The organism is Amycolatopsis sp. NPDC005961, from assembly GCF_040629235.1.
GTDB lineage: Bacteria > Actinomycetota > Actinomycetes > Mycobacteriales > Pseudonocardiaceae > Amycolatopsis > Amycolatopsis camponoti.
This window is the reverse complement of sequence record NZ_JBEXVF010000122.1, coordinates 1-16532: the sequence shown is the minus strand read 5'-3', so window position 1 is coordinate 16532 and position 16532 is coordinate 1. Positions and strand designations below refer to the sequence as shown.

General features: G+C 71.8%; 14 protein-coding genes and 1 pseudogene. 9 read left to right on the top strand and 6 right to left on the bottom strand.

The features are described from left to right. Together ABZ342_RS47470 and ABZ342_RS47465 are read left to right on the top strand one after the other, a co-directional pair. Positions 1 to 449, top strand: a pseudogene (locus ABZ342_RS47470) (alpha/beta hydrolase); the annotation flags it as partial. Positions 450 to 691: 242 nt separating this feature from the next. After that, positions 692 to 3919: a tetratricopeptide repeat protein gene (locus tag ABZ342_RS47465; RefSeq protein ID WP_360488291.1), complete on the top strand. Its 3228-nt coding sequence runs from the start codon at positions 692 to 694 to the stop codon at positions 3917 to 3919. On the opposite strand, the gene ABZ342_RS47460 is transcribed toward ABZ342_RS47465, so the two are convergent. Both ABZ342_RS47460 and ABZ342_RS47455 read right to left on the bottom strand, forming a co-directional pair. After that, positions 3856 to 4080, bottom strand: a complete 225-nt coding sequence (locus ABZ342_RS47460) for a hypothetical protein (protein WP_360488288.1) — start codon at positions 4078 to 4080, stop codon at positions 3856 to 3858. The two genes, ABZ342_RS47465 and ABZ342_RS47460, sit on opposite strands and share 64 nt — an antisense overlap. Further along, on the bottom strand, positions 4077 to 4874 hold the full coding sequence (locus ABZ342_RS47455; RefSeq protein ID WP_360488285.1) for an L-histidine N(alpha)-methyltransferase: 798 nt from the start codon (positions 4872 to 4874) through the stop codon (positions 4077 to 4079). Before ABZ342_RS47455 ends, ABZ342_RS47460 begins: the two co-directional genes overlap by 4 nt. A gap of 28 nt (positions 4875 to 4902) precedes the next feature. On the opposite strand from ABZ342_RS47455, the gene ABZ342_RS47450 reads away from it, so the two are divergent. Together ABZ342_RS47450 and ABZ342_RS47445 are read left to right on the top strand one after the other, a co-directional pair. Next, complete coding sequence (locus ABZ342_RS47450; protein WP_360488282.1) at positions 4903 to 6348, top strand: PLP-dependent aminotransferase family protein; 1446 nt, start codon at positions 4903 to 4905, stop codon at positions 6346 to 6348. Positions 6349 to 6656: 308 nt separating this feature from the next. Further along, positions 6657 to 8426 carry an MFS transporter gene (locus ABZ342_RS47445; protein ID WP_360488279.1) on the top strand — a complete coding sequence of 590 codons (1770 nt, stop codon included), beginning with the start codon at positions 6657 to 6659 and terminating at the stop codon, positions 8424 to 8426. Positions 8427 to 8501: 75 nt separating this feature from the next. Here the strand turns inward: ABZ342_RS47445 and ABZ342_RS47440 are convergent, their stop codons facing one another. From ABZ342_RS47440 to ABZ342_RS47430, 3 genes are all read right to left on the bottom strand, one after another. Next, complete coding sequence (locus tag ABZ342_RS47440; RefSeq protein ID WP_360488276.1) at positions 8502 to 9599, bottom strand: acyltransferase; 1098 nt, start codon at positions 9597 to 9599, stop codon at positions 8502 to 8504. Positions 9600 to 9764: 165 nt separating this feature from the next. Then, on the bottom strand, positions 9765 to 10424 hold the full coding sequence (locus tag ABZ342_RS47435; protein ID WP_360488273.1) for a peptidylprolyl isomerase: 660 nt from the start codon (positions 10422 to 10424) through the stop codon (positions 9765 to 9767). A gap of 25 nt (positions 10425 to 10449) precedes the next feature. Further along, positions 10450 to 10704: a DUF2631 domain-containing protein gene (locus ABZ342_RS47430; RefSeq protein WP_155545384.1), complete on the bottom strand. Its 255-nt coding sequence runs from the start codon at positions 10702 to 10704 to the stop codon at positions 10450 to 10452. A 359-nt stretch (positions 10705 to 11063) separates the two neighbouring features. Here ABZ342_RS47430 and dxr point away from each other — a divergent pair, with 359 nt between their 5' ends. The 3 genes from dxr to ispG all read left to right on the top strand — a co-directional run bounded on the left by dxr (position 11064) and on the right by ispG (position 14754). Next, positions 11064 to 12266, top strand: coding sequence for a 1-deoxy-D-xylulose-5-phosphate reductoisomerase (gene dxr / locus ABZ342_RS47425; RefSeq protein WP_155545385.1), 1203 nt, complete (start codon positions 11064 to 11066; stop codon positions 12264 to 12266). Between the two features lie 3 nt (positions 12267 to 12269). Further along, complete coding sequence (locus ABZ342_RS47420; protein ID WP_360488270.1) at positions 12270 to 13484, top strand: site-2 protease family protein; 1215 nt, start codon at positions 12270 to 12272, stop codon at positions 13482 to 13484. A 118-nt stretch (positions 13485 to 13602) separates the two neighbouring features. Continuing rightward, entirely contained in the window at positions 13603 to 14754 is a 1152-nt protein-coding gene (ispG, locus tag ABZ342_RS47415) for a flavodoxin-dependent (E)-4-hydroxy-3-methylbut-2-enyl-diphosphate synthase (RefSeq protein ID WP_196425529.1), read from the top strand. 63 nt (positions 14755 to 14817) lie between these two features. On the opposite strand, the gene ABZ342_RS47410 is transcribed toward ispG, so the two are convergent. Continuing rightward, positions 14818 to 15072: a hypothetical protein gene (locus ABZ342_RS47410; RefSeq protein ID WP_155545387.1), complete on the bottom strand. Its 255-nt coding sequence runs from the start codon at positions 15070 to 15072 to the stop codon at positions 14818 to 14820. Positions 15073 to 15153: 81 nt separating this feature from the next. Here ABZ342_RS47410 and ABZ342_RS47405 point away from each other — a divergent pair, with 81 nt between their 5' ends. Together ABZ342_RS47405 and ABZ342_RS47400 are read left to right on the top strand one after the other, a co-directional pair. Continuing rightward, the gene (locus tag ABZ342_RS47405) at positions 15154 to 15966 is read left to right on the top strand and encodes an AraC family transcriptional regulator (RefSeq protein ID WP_360488265.1); all 813 of its coding nucleotides are present in this window, start codon (positions 15154 to 15156) and stop codon (positions 15964 to 15966) included. After that, positions 15956 to 16345, top strand: coding sequence for a VOC family protein (locus ABZ342_RS47400; protein WP_155545388.1), 390 nt, complete (start codon positions 15956 to 15958; stop codon positions 16343 to 16345). Before ABZ342_RS47405 ends, ABZ342_RS47400 begins: the two co-directional genes overlap by 11 nt. The last annotated feature ends 187 nt before the right edge of the window (positions 16346 to 16532 follow it).

Genomic DNA, 16532 nt, shown 5'->3' with positions numbered 1-16532 from the left:
GCAAGTACGACGTCGAGGTGCTGGGCGTGCTGGCCCTCGGGGTGAAGGTCGAGTGGACCCAGGACGACCTGGGCCGCGTGGCGACGCTCGCGGCGCGCCCGGCCCGGCTGTTCGAGACGCGCGTGGACGCCGAGCAGGCCTACCTGAAGGTCTCCGGGCTGCTGGGCATCGCGCCCGCGGACCCGGCCGGGCTTCGCGAGACCGAGGGAGGTTGGCGTCTCGCGATGGACCCGGCCGCGTTCGGCGTCGGCGCGCCGGACATGCCGGCGCTGCTCGCCGCGGCGCGGTGCCCGGTCGTGCTGGCGGCGGGCGAGAACGACCCGATGAGCCGTCCCGGCCGGCTACGCGCGCTGGACCCGGACGCGGTCACGCTCGCCGGCCTCGGGCACAACGCCCACGTCGAGGATCCAGCCGCCGTACGCGCTCTCCTGGAACGCTTCGGCGTCTGAAGGCTCGGGTGCAGCCGTCGTACCCCATGCGACGGCTGCTCCGAACCCCTCGCCACCACCGGACCCGAGAAAGCCTAGGAAACCGTGGTGGACGTGCGCCTGTACCCGCGGTCCACGGCGTCGTCACGGTCGGTACCTGCGGAAACGGTTACCTTTCTCCGTTCGGTGGTACAGGTGGAGCGGCACGATCGGAATCCTGGAGGGGTACGTTCCGCTGCGGGGCACGCGGGGAGAGGACGCCTGTGGAAGAAGGCCTGCCGTTCGCCGGGTGGCTGCGGCACCGGCGCGTGCTCGCCGGCCTCACCCAGGCCCAGCTGGCCGAGCGCGCCGGAGTGAGCCAGCGCGCGGTGCGCAACGCCGAGCTCGGCACCGTCCGCCGGCCCCGGCCGGAGACCGAGCGCCGGCTGCGGGAAGCGCTTGCCGAAGCGCCTCCGGAGCCGGTGCGGATCGGCGTCCTGGGCCCGCTCACCGTGCGGTGCGGGGACTCCCCGGTCGAGATCGGCGCCGAGAAGCAGCGCCTGCTGCTCGCGATGCTGGCGCTGCAGCCGAACCGCACCGTCCGGCGCGAGGACCTCGTCGACGTCATCTGGGACGAGCCGCCGCCGTCCTGCCTGGAGCTGCTCCACACCTACGTCGCCCGGTTGCGGCGCGCGCTGCGGCCCGCCGACCTCATCACCACCGACAAGGGCGGGTACCGGCTGACCGCCGACGCGGACGCGCTGGACCTGCTGCGGTTCGAGAAGTTCCTGGAAGAGGGCGCCCACCGCGAAGCCCTGGAGCTCTGGCGCGGTCCGGCCCTCGCCGACGTCGGACGGCTCGGGCAGCACCCCGCCCGGCTGGCCCTGGCGATGAAGCGCGCGAAGACGGTGATGGCCTACGCCGAGGCGGCCGACCCCGAGGACGCGGCGGTCCAGCTGCGCGTGCTCACCGCCGAGGAGCCGCTGAACGAGTCCGCGCACGCCCGGCTCATGCTGGTGCTCGCCGCGTCCGGGCGGCAGGCCGCCGCGCTGGCGGTGTTCGAAGAGGTCCGGCAGCGGCTGGACGGCGAGCTGGGCATCGAACCCGGCCCCGAGCTGCGCGCGGCCCAGCGGCAGGTGCTGCGCCAGGACTTCGCCGCCCCGGAACCGCCGGCCCGCGTCCCCGCCCAGCTGCCCGCGGACGTCGCCGGCTTCCGCGGCCGCACCACCCAGCTGGCCGAGCTCGACGCCCTCCGGGACGGCGGCGGCACCGGTGCGCGCATCGCTGTCCTGTCCGGCACCGGCGGCGTCGGCAAGACCGCTCTCGCCGTCCACTGGGCCCAGCGGTCCCTCGCTGAGTTCCCGGACGGCCAGCTCTACCTCGACCTGCACGGCTACGGCACGGTCCGGCCGGTCGAGCCGGGCGACGCGCTGTCCGGGTTCCTGCGCGCCCTCGGCGTCGACGGCGCGGACATCCCCGCCGAGCCGGAGGAGCGCGCCGCGAAGTTCCGCACCGCGCTCACCGGCCGCCGGATGGTGCTGCTGCTGGACAACGCCGGCTCGGTCGGGCAGGTCCGCCCGCTGCTGCCCGGCTCGGCGTCGTGCCTGGTGCTCGTGACCAGCCGCGACGCCCTGCCCGGGCTGGTCGCGCGGCACGGCGCCCGCCGCGTGCTCGTCGACCTGCTGACCGACGCCGAGGCCCTCGACCTGCTGCGGACGCTGCTCGGCGCGCGCGTCGACGCCGAGCCGGACGCCACCGAGGCGCTGATCGGGTACTCGGCCCGGCTGCCGCTGGCGCTGCGGCTGGTCGCGGAGCTGGCGCTGAGCCGGCCGGGGGAGCGGCTCGCCGCCCTCGCGGACGAGCTGGCCGACGAACGGCGCCGGCTCGACCTGCTCGACGGCGGCGGCGACCCGCTGACCGCGGTCCGGGCCGTCTTCTCGTGGTCCTACCGGCACTTGGCGGCCGACGCAGCGCGCGTGTTCCGCCTCTGTGGCCTGCACCCGGGCCGCGACCTGACCCCCGCCGCGATCGCCGCGCTCGCCGGCGTCGCCCTGCCGGAGGCGGAACGGCTGACGGCCACGCTGGTCCGCGCCCACCTCGCGCAGGAGACCGGCGACGACCGCTTCCAGCAGCACGACCTGCTGCGCGTCTACGCCGCCGAACTCGCGGCGCGGGACGAGACCGAGAGCCACGACGCGCAGGAGCGGCTGTTCGACTTCTACGTCCGGTCGGCCGCGCAGGCCATGGACGCCGTTCTGCCGCAGGAACGGCACCTGCGCCCGGACGTCCCGGACCCGGACGTCAAGGTGATCGACGCGCCGGCGTGGCTGGAGGCCGAGCGCCGCAACCTCCTCGCCGTCGCGGCGCACGCGACGCGGCACGGGTGGTCCGACCACCTGCGGCTGCTGTCCGGGATCCTGTGGCACTACCTGGATGTCGGCGGCTACCACGAGGAATCACTGGTGCTGCACTCGCACGCGTCGGCGCTGGCCCACGACGCCGGCGACCGGGTGGCCGAGGCCGAGCCGCTCATCCTGATCGCGGTCGGCCACTGGCGCGTCGGCCGGTCGCGGGAGGCGCGCCGGTACCTGGAGGAGGCGCTCGCCCTCGCCCGCGAGACCGGCGACCGGCGTACCGAGATCCACTCGGTCAACACCCTCGGCCTGGTCTGCCGGGCGCTGGGCCGGTTCGCCGAGGCGATCACGTACTCGACCGAAGCCCTGGCCCTGGCCCGCAAGGCCGGCGACCGCACCAGCGAGGGCCTGGTGCTGGTGGTGCTCGGCTGCTCCTGCCGCGGCATCGGCCGCTACGGCGAAGCGATCGGCTACCTCGAGGAAGCCCGCGCACTGGCCCGCGACACGGCCGACCGCACTTCCGAGGGCTACGCGCTGGTCAACCTGGGCGACGCGCTGTCGGCGCTGGGCCGTCACGACGAAGCCGTCCGCTCGCTGGAGGAAGGACTGGAGCACTTCCGCGCGATGGGCGTGTGGGTGAGCGAGGGGTACGCGCTCGGCATCCTCGGCGACATCGAGCACGCACGCGGGCGGTACCCGGAAGCCGCGGCGCACCTCGAGCGGGCGCTGGAAATCGCGCAGGAGACGGGCAGCCCGACCAACCGCAGTGTCGCGTTGAAGCACCTGGGCGACGTCCGGCTGGCGCAAGGCCGGCACACGGAAGCGGCCCAGCACCTCGAAGAGGCACTGGGCCTGGCCCGCGAATGCGGCGACCGGGGCGTGGAGTCCCGGGTGCTCAACAGCCTCGGCGCGTTGGCGGCGGCGACGGGCGCGTCTTCGGACGCTCTCGGCCACCACCGTGAAGCCCTTGCCGTGGCGAAGGAAACGGGCTGCCGTCCCGAGCAGGGCAAGGCCTACTACGGGCTCGGCGAAGTCCACTGTGGACTGGGTGACGTGACGGCCGCGCGCGAGCACTGGGAACGCGCGCTGGCCTGTTACGCCGGGGAGTGCGTGCCCGGCGCGAAGCGGGTCCGGGACCGGCTGGCGGACCTGGGGTAGTGCCGCTCGTCGGCGACGAGGTCGCCTTCGAGGCGCTGGGCGTCCCGGTCGTAGACGTTCGTGCTGCCCGCCAAGCGGTTGCGCGGGTACGGACGGCGGCGGTAGGCGTGGTCGAGCGCCCAGGCGAGCAGGACAACGGCGGCGAGAACGGCGATGATCATGACGCTCCTCCCGGAGTGCGAGTTGCTGTTACCTTGAAGAACGTGTAATGGAAGGTCCCGTATTCCCTGGTGGTGCGGTAAAGAGCGGTGATGCCGCGGGCCCAGTCCGCCTCCGTCATGAGCCCCTTCGCCACGGCGGTTTCGCCGACGCCCTCGACCATCGCGGTGAACGTGTCGCGGGTGAAACCGGTGACGAGGTCCGGCCGGGACGCGTCCGCGTAGACCGTCCGCGGCTCCACTCGGACGTCGTCGAAACCGGCGTCGGCCAGCAACGGGTAGAGGCGCCGGCCGAGGAGCCCGTCGCCGCCGGCGTCGGCCTGCAGGCGCACGAGGCAGTCGATCGCGGCCTGGGCGTGTTCGCTGCGCGGGTGGAAGAAGGCCGAGCCGTGGTCGCCCTCGATGACGGTGATCGTCCCGCCCGGCCGCAGCAGGGTTTTCAGGTGCGCCAACGCTTTCTCCGGCTCCGGCAGGTGTTCGAGCACGAAGCAGACGAAGAGGTGGTCCCACTCGCCGTCGAGCGCGAAGAGGTCGGCCTGGCGGAACTCGACCTCGGGGACCCTCCTCCTCGCTTGGTCGAGGGAGCCCGCGGAGACGTCGACCGCGGTCAGGTGCGCGTCCGGGCTGCGCGCCACGAGGTGGACGGTCTGGGCGCCGACGCCGCAGCCGACCTCCAGCACGCGGCTCCCGGCGGGGTAGGCCGTCCCGTCGTGCAGCAGCGCGGCCAGGGTGTCGGCCTGGTCGCCGAGGCGGCGGGCCTCGGGGGCGGTGTATCCGTGCACGTAGCTGGTGTCCATACGCCCAGCGTGCTGCGACAATGGCTCGATGGACAGAGCCAAAACACCGCCCATGGAGGGGTCCATAGGCTCGGACTTCCTCCAGCTCGACGTCCGTGACGCGCCGGCGGGCGGGCTGTCGGACTGGCTCGCCGGGCAGCTGCGCGCCGCCGTGGCCGACGGCCGGCTCCCGATCGGCGGCCGGCTGCCCGCGTCCCGCGTCCTGGCCGCCGAGCTGCGGGTGTCCCGCGGTGTCGTCACCGAGGCCTACCAGCGCCTGATCGACGACGGGCACGCGGCGGGCCGCGGCCGGGCGGGCACGGTGGTGGTGGCCGCGCCGGTGCTCGCCCCTGAACCCGCGCGCGTCCGGCCGCCGTCGAAGGTGATCACGCCGATGCCGGGCGTCGAGGTGTTCGACACGGTCCGCGCGGCCCCGGCCCGCATCGACCTCACCCCGGGCGTCCCGGACCTGACGGCGTTCCCGCGCGCGGCGTGGCTGCGCGCCGAGCGCGCGGTGCTGGAGGAGCTGGAGCCGTCGCACTTCGGCTACGGCGACCCCCGCGGCGCCCCGGCGATGCGGCTCGCGGTGTCGCACTGGCTGGCGCGCAGCCGCGGCATCCGCGTCGACCCCGGCGAGATCATCGTGGTGGCCGGCGTCGCGCAGGCGCTGACGCTGGTGGGGGAGGTGCTGCGGCAGCACGGCGTCACCGAGATCGCGGTGGAGGACCCGAGTTCGCTGGGCGCGCGGCAGCACCTGCACCACTGCGGCCTGGCGACCCCGCCGGTCCCGGTGGACGACGACGGCTTGCGCGTCGGCTCCCTGAGTGCGCCGGCGGTGCTGGTGACCCCGGCCCACCAGTTCCCGATGGGCGTGGTGCTGGGCGGCGACCGCCGCCGCGACCTGATGCGCTGGGCGGCCGAGGGCGGCATCGTGGTGGAGGACGACTACGACGCGGAGCACCGCTACGACCGCGCGCCGGTGCCCGCCGTCCGGTCGATGCTGCCGGAGGTCTGTTACACGGGAAGCGTTTCGAAGCTGCTGGCGCCGGCGTTGCGGGTGGGCTGGCTGCTGGCGCCGCCGCGGTTCCACGACGACCTGGTGGCGGCGAAGCGGTTCGCGGACCTGGGCAACCCGGTGCTGGCCCAGCTGGTCCTGGCCCGCTTGATGGAGACGGGCGAGCTGGAGCGGCAGCTGCGGGTGGTCCGGGCCCGGCACCGGCGTCGCCGCGACGCGATGATCCGCGCGCTTTCTTCGGAAGTGCCGGGTGCGGTGGTCCACGGCGCGGCGGCGGGCCTGCACCTGACGATCACGTTCGGCACGGACCTGGACGACGTCGCGCTGGCGGCGGCCGCGCTGGCGGAGGGGGTGAAGGTCCAGCCGCTGTCGTGGCACCGGCAGTTGCCGGGCCGTCCGGGGCTGGTGCTGGGCTACGCGGCGAGGACGTCGACGGAGATCGCCGAGGGGGTCGCGGTGCTGGGGAAACTCCTGCGCTGACGCACTTTTCGCGCCACCCGCGTGCCTCCTCCCGTGAGGGGGACCCCCGGTTTCAACGTTACCGGCGGCCACCGACAGTTCCGGTCCGGCGAGGGAGAGTTGTCCACAGGCCGCTCGAGCTGTCCCCAGGCCGAAGCCGGGCCACCGTCCCCCACTCTCGGACGAATCCGGCCCGCGATTAAAGGATCCACAAAGGACAGTCAACGGAGTGTGATCATGCTCTCCCAGGCGATTTCGGAACTTGGTTGCCATACGCAAGCAACTTGCTTAGCCTAGCTAAGGGACTTTGCGAGCAGAAGGGTTGCACAGTGGCGGAACGCCGGACGTATTCGATCGCGGAACTGGGGCCGCGGTACAAGTGGATCGCGCTGTCCAACACGACGCTGGGCATGCTGATCGCCACGATCAACTCCTCGATCGTGCTGATCGCGCTGCCCGACATCTTCAAGGGCATCGGCATCAACCCCCTCGAGCCCGCCAACACCAGCTACCTGCTGTGGATGATCATGGGCTTCCTGGTCGTCACCGCGGTGCTCGTGGTGAGCTTCGGCAGGCTCGGTGACATGTACGGCCGCGCGAGGATGTACAACCTCGGCTTCGCCGTCTTCACCGTTTCTTCCATCATGCTGGCCGTCACCTGGTTCGGCGGGGACGCGGCCGCGCTGTGGCTGATCGGCTGGCGGATCGTGCAGGGCGTCGGCGGCGCCTTCCTGATGGCGAACTCCTCGGCGATCCTCACCGACGCCTTCCCGGCCAACCAGCGCGGGCTCGCGCTCGGCATGAACGGCGTCGCGGCCATCGCGGGCTCGTTCCTCGGCCTGGTCGTCGGCGGCGTGCTCGCCCCGGTCGACTGGAACCTGATCTTCCTGGTGTCGGTGCCCTTCGGCGTGATCGGCACGGTCTGGGCGTACCTCAAGCTGCACGACACCGGCATCCGCAAGCACGCGCGGATGGACTGGTGGGGCAACATCACCTTCGCCGTCGGCCTGATCGCGGTGCTGGTCGGCATCACCTACGGCATCCAGCCCTACGGCACGTCGCAGACCGGCTGGACCAGCCCGATGGTGCTGAGCTGCCTGATCGGCGGCGTCGCGGTCCTGATCGGGTTCGTGGTCATCGAGATGAAGGTCGACAACCCGCTGTTCCGGCTGTCGCTGTTCCGGATCCGGTCGTTCACCTGGGGCAACATCGCCAACCTGACCGCGTCGCTCGGCCGCGGCGGGCTGCAGTTCATCCTGATCATCTGGCTGCAGGGCATCTGGCTGCCCCAGCACGGCTACACGTTCGAGCAGACGCCGCTGTGGGCGGGCATCTACATGCTCCCGATGACCGTCGGCTTCCTCCTGGCCGCGCCGACGTCGGGCATCCTCGCCGACCGCATCGGCAGCCGCCTGCTCGCGTCCACCGGGCTGCTCATCACGGCGATCACGTTCCTGCTGCTGATCATCCTGCCGGTCAACTTCGACTACTGGGCGTTCGCGGCGATCCTGCTGATCAACGGCATCGGCATGGGCATGTTCTCCTCGCCCAACCGCGCCGAGGTGATGAACAGCCTCCCGGCGGACGCGCGCGGCTCCGGCGCGGGCATGATGACGACCTTCCAGAACGCGGCGATGGTCCTGTCGATCGGCTTCTTCTTCAGCCTGATCATCTCGGGCCTGTCGAGCAGCCTCCCGTCGACGATGCACGACGGGTTGCTGGCCCACGGCGTCCCCGAGGCGGCGGCGTCCCAGGTGGCGAACCTGCCGGCGGTGGCGGTGCTGTTCGCGGCGTTCCTGGGCTACAACCCGATCCAGCAGCTCCTGGGCGGCCAGCTGTCGTCGCTGCCGCCGGACCAGGCGTCGTTCCTGACGGGCCGCAGCTTCTTCCCGAACTTGATCTCGGGGCCGTTCCAGTCGGGCTTGGCGGTTGCGTTCGGCTTCGCGATCGCGGTGTGCCTGATCGGCGCGGTGGCATCGCTGCTGACGAAGAATGCGCGCCCTTCGGGCGGGGAGTCAGTGGGCGAGGAGCTGGCCGCGGTCGCCGGGGAGTCGAGCGGCGGGCCGAGCGAGCTGGTGTCGCCCGCCAGCGAACGCTGACGGTGGTTTCGGAAGCCGGGTGCTGCAACTGCGCGGCACCCGGCTTTTCCGTTCGGCTCGGAACGGCGGTGCGGGTCAGGCCGAGACGAGCGCGGGTTCGGCGACCTCGGCCACCGGCTCCGCCTTCTTGGCCCGGCGCCGCGCGATGATCCGGCGGCCGACGTCGATCATCGGGAGCTCGACCCAGCGGTAGAGCAGGTCGGCGGCCAGCAGCCCGACGATCGTCACGGCGACCGCGGTGAGGGTCCGGTGCGGGGCGAACTGCGGGATCGCGCCCGCGATCGCCACCGCGACGACGCCCTGCATGAGGTAGAGCGAGTACGAGCGTTCCCCGATGAACCGCATCGGCTTCAGCGACAGGAACCAGGCCAGCGGCCCGCCGCCGGCGACCAGCGACGGCACCAGCAGCGCCGCCAGCAGGATGTAGATGGTGCCGGTGATCGAGCCGCCTTCGTCGCTGAGCAACTCGGCGATCTCGCCGAACATGGTCTGGACCGCGACCAGCGCGGCGGCGACCACCAGCCCGACGGCGGGGTGCGTGAACACCCGTAGCGCGGCGAAGCCCTTGCGGTGGTGCAGCACGATCGCCAGCGTGCAGCCGATGAGGATCGGCGAGTACGCGCCGGCGTAGGGCATGAAGGGGATCAGGGCGAGCATGAGGACGACGAGCCCGACGGAAAGGCTCAGCCGCTTCACGAAGCCGAGCGCGCCGATGCCGAACGCGAGCAGCGGCCAGACGAGGTAGAACTTCTGCTCGACACCGAGCGTCCAGGCCTGGCCGAACAGGGTCATCTGGTGGTACTCGCCGACGAAGGCGACGTTCCAGGGCAGCGCCTCGATGATCCCGCTGTGCCGCAGGCCCATGCCCCGGAAGTAGGCGAAGACGACGACCACGCCGATGACGACGTAGTAGACGGGCAGAATGCGGAACGCCCGCCGGATGTAGAACTCGGCGAGGGAAACGCGGCCGTTGCGGGCCTCTTCGCGCAGGGCGAGGGTGGTGATGAGGAACCCGGAGAGCACGAAGAACAGGTGGACGCCGATCCAGCCGTTGGCCCGCACCCAGTTGGGTCCCCCGTAGTGGAAGACGACGACGAGCACGGCGGCGATGGCCCGGACCCCGTCGAGAGCACCGAATCTTCGGGTGGCCAGGTATTGGTCGTGCGTGATCACGAGTCCCCCTCACAGGCTGCTCACAGCTGGCTCAATGTAATCGAGCACGGAGGGCATTCACTCGTTGGGGTGACGATTCGGACGTTGTGGCCGGTAGCGTGCTCGACCGTGAGCATGTTCGCGATCGCGACGCTGCTCGGTGCCGGCCGGTAGAGGCCGACCTACCTACCGGCCGAGCGTGGCCCGCAGGATTTTCACCGGGTGCGCCGGAGCGCCGTCCAGCGGCCCGTTCGGGTCGGTCGGGATGATCCCGTCCGCCACCATGTGGTCGATCGCCGACATGCCGCGGACCACGGTCCCCAGCACCGAATAGTTCGCCGGGATGTTCGCGAACGAATGCACGATGAAGAACTCGGACCCGTTGGTCCCCGGCCCCTGGTTCCCCATCGCGACGGTCCCGCGCGGGTACGTCTCCGCCCCGGAAACCTCGTCCGGGAACTTGTACCCCGGCCCGCCCTTCTCGACCTCGTAGATGTCCCCGCACTGCAGGACGCCCAACCGGGAAGAGTTCGACAGCCGCCAGCACTGCGACCGGTCGTAGAACCGCTGAGCGATCAGCGAAACCATGTTGTGCACCGCGCACGGGGCCGCCCCGGCGCGGTTCAGCCGCACCGTCACCGGGCCGTAGTTGAATCGGAACGTCACGTCCACGGTCCCTCGCGTCAAAGCGAACGGCAGCGGACGGACCACGGGACGCGCGGCCGGATTGTCGGGGGTCGGCGTGAACTCGCACCGGGTCACCACGGACGACGCGGACGCCGAAGCCGGCGCCACCAGCAACGCACCCAGAACACCGACGAGAGCCAGACCCCAGCGCAGCTTCATGCCGGGGAGGTTAGCCGGTAACGAACTACTTGCGCCAGGCCGTGCGCTGCTTGCGGATGTCCAGCACGAGCAGCAGGATCAGGAACAGCGAGAGGCCGACGAGCCAGACGTTCTCGGTGTTGTTCTCGTGGTTGCCCTTGATCATCACCAGCAGGATGATCGCGCTGACCCAGCCGGCGATGCGGGTGGCCTTCGGGAACGAACCGTGCCAGCCCCAGGCCGCGGACGGCTCGTCGCGGGGGTCGACCTCGGGCCGCTTCTCGACCGCCTTGCCTGCCACGATGAACTCCTCAAGACCCGTGAACCACGTACGTCCCGATGATCCCACACCTCCGGGTGCGCCGCGGACACGGCCCGCGTGGTGCCGGACACCCGGCGCCGCCGCTGTCGCAGCGACTCCGGATGCGTCGCGCCGCCGCGAGAGGGGCGATCGGCGCCGCGGAACCTCCGAGCGCACGGCCCCCGCCGCGGGACGTCCTGCCTCGCGGGTCCGCGTGGCGCGGGCCGGTTCCGCGGGTGTGCGACCCGGTGCGAGGCGAGCGCCGGATTCCCCGGCGGCCGCGCCCCGCACCCGCCCAGGTCCGCGCCACCGAACCTCCGGGTGCGCCGCGGACACGGCCCGCGCGACAATGACCCGCGATGACTACCTCGCGAAGCGTTCTCGTGCTCGGCTCCACCGGGTCCATCGGTGTGCAGGCCCTCGACGTCGCGGCCCGCAACCCGCACCTCTTCCGCGTGGCCGGCATCGCGGCCGGCGGCGCCGACCCGGCCGCGCTCGCCGCGCAGGCGCTCGCCCACGGCGTCGAGGCCGTCGCCGTCACCAAGGCCACGGCCGCCGAAGACGTGCAGCTCGCGCTGTACGCCGAAGCGCAGAAGCGCGGCTACGACCAAGGAGACTTCAAGCTCCCGCGGCTCTTCGCGGGCTCCGACGCCGTCACCGAGCTGATCGACGCGGTGAAGGTCGACACCGTCCTCAACGCCCTGCCCGGCTCCCGCGGCCTGGAGCCGACGCTCAAAGCCCTCGCCACCGGCGCCACCCTCGCGCTCGCGAACAAGGAGTCGCTCATCGCCGGGGGGCCGCTCGTCCTCGCCGCCGCGAAGCCCGGGCAGCTCGTGCCCGTCGACTCCGAGCACTCCGCCATCGCGCAGGCCCTGCGCGCCGGGAAGCAGACCGAAGTCGCCCGGCTCGTCCTCACCGCCTCCGGTGGCCCCTTCCGCGGCCGCAAGCGCGCCGAGCTGGCCGACGTGACCGTCGAGCAGGCGATGGCGCACCCGACCTGGTCGATGGGCCCGCTGATCACCATCAACTCCGCCACCCTGGTCAACAAGGGCCTGGAGCTGATCGAGGCGGCGCTGCTGTTCGACATCGAGCCGGAGCGGATCGACGTCACCGTGCACCCGCAGTCGATCGTGCACTCGATGGTGACCTTCACCGACGGCTCGACGATCGCCCAGGCCAGCCCGCCGGACATGCGGCTGCCGATCGCGCTCGCCCTGCACTGGCCCGACCGGGTGCCCGCCGCCGCACCCGCCTGCACCTGGGACAAGGCCGCGACCTGGACTTTCGAGCCGCTGGACGACGACGCCTTCCCCGCCGTCGAGCTGGCCCGCCACTGCGGCACGGTGGGCGGCTGCCTGCCCGCCGTCTACAACGCGGCGAACGAGGAGCTGGTGGCCGCTTTCCTCGCGCAGAACACCCGCTTCACGTCGATAGTGGACACTGTTTCCGAGGTGGTGGGAGCTGCCGACGAGTGGCGTCGCGAACCTCGCGACGTCGAGGACGTTCTCGCCGCCGAGCGCTGGGCTCGCGCGCGGGCCGGTTCGATCATCGAGGGGAAGTAGCGGGTGTCCTACATCATCGGTGTGGTGCTCTTCGCGCTGGGGATCTGTGTCTCAGTCGCACTGCACGAGGCGGGCCACATGGTCACCGCGAAGGCCTTCGGCATGAAGGTCCGCCGGTACTTCGTCGGCTTCGGTCCCACCGTGTTCTCCTGGCGCCGCGGGGAGACCGAATACGGCCTGAAGTGGATCCCGCTCGGCGGGTTCTGCGACATCGCGGGCATGACGGCGCTCGACGAGGTGACGCCGGACGAGGCGCCGCGCGCGATGTGGCGGTTCAAGACCTGGAAGCGCACCGTCGTGATGTCCGCCGGGTCGGTCACGCACTTCATCCTCGGGTTCGTCGTGCTCTACCTGATGGCCGTGACGATGGGGCTGCCGAACCTGGCCGGCCCCACCACGACCGAGCCCGTGCTGGCCTCGACCTCGTGCGCCCGCTCGGCCACGACGAAGGAGCAGGCGCAGGACGCCAACTGCCCGCAGGGTGCCGCGCGTCCCGCGGAGGCGGCGGGGCTGCGGGCCGGGGACAAGATCCTTTCGATCGGCGGCAAGCCGATCGCCACGTGGGACGAGATGCTCGCCACCGTGCAGGCCACCAGCGGCCCGACGGAGTTCGACGTCCAGCGCGGCGACCAGCGCCTGTCGCTCATCGTCGACGTGCCGAAGGTGCAGCGCTGGAGCGCCGCCGGCGTCAAGGAGGTCGGGATGATCGGCGCTTCGCCGCAGCTCCCGGCCGCGACCACGCAGTACGGCCCGATCGCCGCGGTCGGCGCGACGTTCAGCTTTACCGGCACGATGTTCTCCGAGACGGCCCAGCGGCTCGTCGAGTTCCCCGAGCGCATCCCGGCCGTGGTCACCGCGATCTTCGGCGGCGAGCGCGACCCGAACACCCCGGTCAGCGTCGTCGGCGCGAGCCGGATCGGCGGCGAGGCCGTCGAGCGGGGCATCTGGGTGCTGTTCTTCTTCCTGCTGGCCAGCCTGAACTTCTTCATCGGCGTGTTCAACCTGCTGCCGCTGCTGCCGCTCGACGGCGGGCACATCGCGGTGGTCTGGTACGAGCGCGTCCGCGACTGGATCCGCGCCCGGCGGGGCAAGGCGGCCGGCGGACCGGTCGACTACACCCGGTTGTCCGGGATCACGATGGTGCTGGTGCTGATCGGCGGCGCGGTGACTCTACTCACGGTGACAGCCGACATCGTCAACCCGATTCGTCTGCAGTAGCGCCCCGCCACGGAGGGGTTCCGGCTCCTCCGTGACGGGTCGTACGGGGCGTAACGCTGCTCACCGTGACGGTTGACTTGGTGAAGGTGGCCCGGTCGGGGTAGGTACGCTGGAAACCGTGACCGTCGCACTCGGTATGCCCGCCCTGCCCCCGCCCGTCCTCTCCGAGCGCCGCAAGACCCGCCAGCTCCAGGTGGGCTCGGTCGGCGTCGGCAGCGACCACCCGATTTCCGTGCAGTCGATGACGACGACGCTCACCTCCGACGTCAACGCCACCCTGCAGCAGATCGCCGAGCTGACCGCCGCGGGCTGCGACATCGTCCGCGTCGCGTGCCCGTCGGCCGACGACGCCGAGGCGCTGCCCGCGATCGCGAAGAAGTCGCAGATCCCGGTGATCGCCGACATCCACTTCCAGCCGAAGTACGTCTTCGCCGCCATCGAGGCCGGCTGCGCCGCGGTGCGCGTGAACCCGGGCAACATCCGGAAGTTCGACGACCAGGTCAAGGAGATCGCGCAGGCCGCGAAGGACCACGGCACGCCGATCCGGATCGGCGTCAACGCCGGTTCGCTGGACAAGCGGATCATGGACAAGTACGGCAAGGCGACGCCGGAAGCGCTGGCCGAGTCGGCGCTGTGGGAGGCGTCGCTGTTCGCCGAGCACGACTTCCACGACATCAAGATCTCCGTGAAGCACAACGACCCGGTGGTCATGGTGCGCGCGTACGAGCTGCTCGCCGAGCAGTGCACCTACCCGCTGCACCTCGGCGTCACCGAGGCGGGCCCGGCGTTCCAGGGCACGATCAAGTCGGCCGTCGCGTTCGGCGCGCTGCTGCGCCAGGGCATCGGCGACACGATCCGCGTCTCGCTGTCGGCGCCGCCGGTCGAAGAGGTCAAGGTCGGCATCCAGATCCTGCAGTCGCTGAACCTCAAGCAGCGCAAGCTGGAGATCGTGTCGTGCCCGTCGTGCGGGCGCGCGCAGGTGGACGTCTACACGCTCGCCGAGCAGGTCACCGCCGGGCTCGAGGGCATGGAGATCCCGCTGCGCGTGGCGGTCATGGGCTGCGTAGTGAACGGCCCGGGCGAGGCCCGCGAGGCCGACCTCGGTGTCGCGTCGGGCAACGGCAAGGGTCAGATCTTCGTCAAGGGCGAGGTCATCAAGACCGTGCCCGAGCACGCGATCGTCGAGACGCTCATCGAAGAGGCCATGCGCATCGCCGAAGAGGCGGGGGAGTCCCTCGGCGAGGGCGAGCCGGTGGTCACCGCCGGCTGAGTTCCGGAAGTTCGGGAAAGCCTCCTCACCGGCCGTGATGGTCGGGGAGGAGGCTTTGCCGGGTCAACCCTGCAGGTGGTGCTGGGCGGCGTCGCGGATCTGCAGGCGGACGTTCTCCAGCGCGGCGGCGACCTCGTCGATCTGCTGCGACGCCAGCTGGATCGAACCCTGGATCGCGGTCGCGGTCGAGGTCTCCCCGAGCAGGCCGAGCACCTGCGCCTGCAGGTCTTCGAGGTCGCTCTTGGTGGCGAGCGCGATGCCGGTGGGCACCTGGTCGGCGAGCAGCTCCAGCTGCTGCGCCTGCTCCTGGATCGTCATCGGTGGTTCCTTCCGCGGTGGGGACGCACCTCCGTGTTATCAGAACCGGAACTGTCGGTGGTGACGTTTACGCTGGTATTCGTGAGCGTGACCTGGGCTGTCCACCAGCCGCACCCGGTGGTGCGGCCCCTGGTCACGCGCTACGTCGGGTACGCGCAGGACGAGGTGACGCTGCCGGTCCACCGAGGGCTGCCGTCCCGGTACGTGACGCTGGTCATCAGCCTGGCCGGGCCGGTCCGGATGGCCGGGCGCAGCCTGCAGGCGCTGGTCGGCGGGCTGCACACGCGCGCGGTGCTGATCCGGCAGGACCGCAGGCAGGAGGGGCTGCAGCTGGAGCTCGACCCGCTGGGCGTGCGGACGCTGTTCGGCGTCACGGCCGCGGAGCTGAGCGGCGAGGTGGTGGACCTGGCCGACTTCGGCCTCGGCTCGTTGCCGGACGAGCTGCACTCGCTGCGGACCTGGCGCGAGCGGTTCGCCCTGCTCGACGACGTGCTGGCCGCCCGGGCGGTCTCGCCGGTGGCGCCATCGCCGGAGCTGGGGGAGGCCTGGCGGCGGATGCGGGGCGCGGACGGCCGGGTGCGCGTCACGGACCTGGCGGGCGACGTCGGCTGGAGCCGCCGTCACCTGGGGGAGCGGTTCCGCGCGGAGCTGGGTCTGGCGCCGAAGCAGGCGGCGCGGGTGCTGCGGTTCGAGCGGGCCGGCCGGCTGCTGCGGCAGGGGCACGCGGACCTGGCTTCGCTGGCCGTCGAATGCGGGTACTACGACCAGGCGCACCTGACGAACGAGTGGCGAGCGCTCGCCGGGTGCACGCCGGGCACGTGGATCGCCGAGGAGCTCCCGTTCCTCCAAGACGAGGAGGTGGCGGCGGGGCAAGACTCGCGGCATGACTCCTGAACCGAACGTCTGGCCCGCTCTCCGCTACGACGACGCCCCGGCGGCGGTCCGTTTCCTCGTCGACGTCCTGGGCTTCACCGAGGCTCTGGTGGTGCCCGAAGGCGACCTGATCGCGCACGCGGAGCTGCGCTGGCCCGAGGGCGGCGCGGTGATGCTGGGCAGCGTCCGCCCGCCGGACGGAATCCACGACGCGATGAAGCCCGGCACCGGCGCGGTGTACGTGGTGTCGGACAAGGTGGACGAGATCCACGCGCGGGTGAAGTCCGCCGGCGCGGAGGTGACGGCGGAGCTGACGGACACCGAGTACGGCTCCCACACGTTCAGCCTGCGCGACCCGGAAGGCAACGCCTGGACGATCGGCAGCTACCGCGGAGCCTGACCGGGGCGCGCGACGGGCAGCCGCCGAACCGGCCCGGCGCGCGGCGGCGCTCCTGCCACGGGGGCTGCCCGCGTCGCCGAGGTTCGCGAACGGGCCGTCGACCTCGCCGGGCCCGGCCGTTGACCGTCAAAGCGTGCGCCGTCGCCACGTTGAAGCGGAACGCCTCCTCCATGAAGTCCACCGAAGA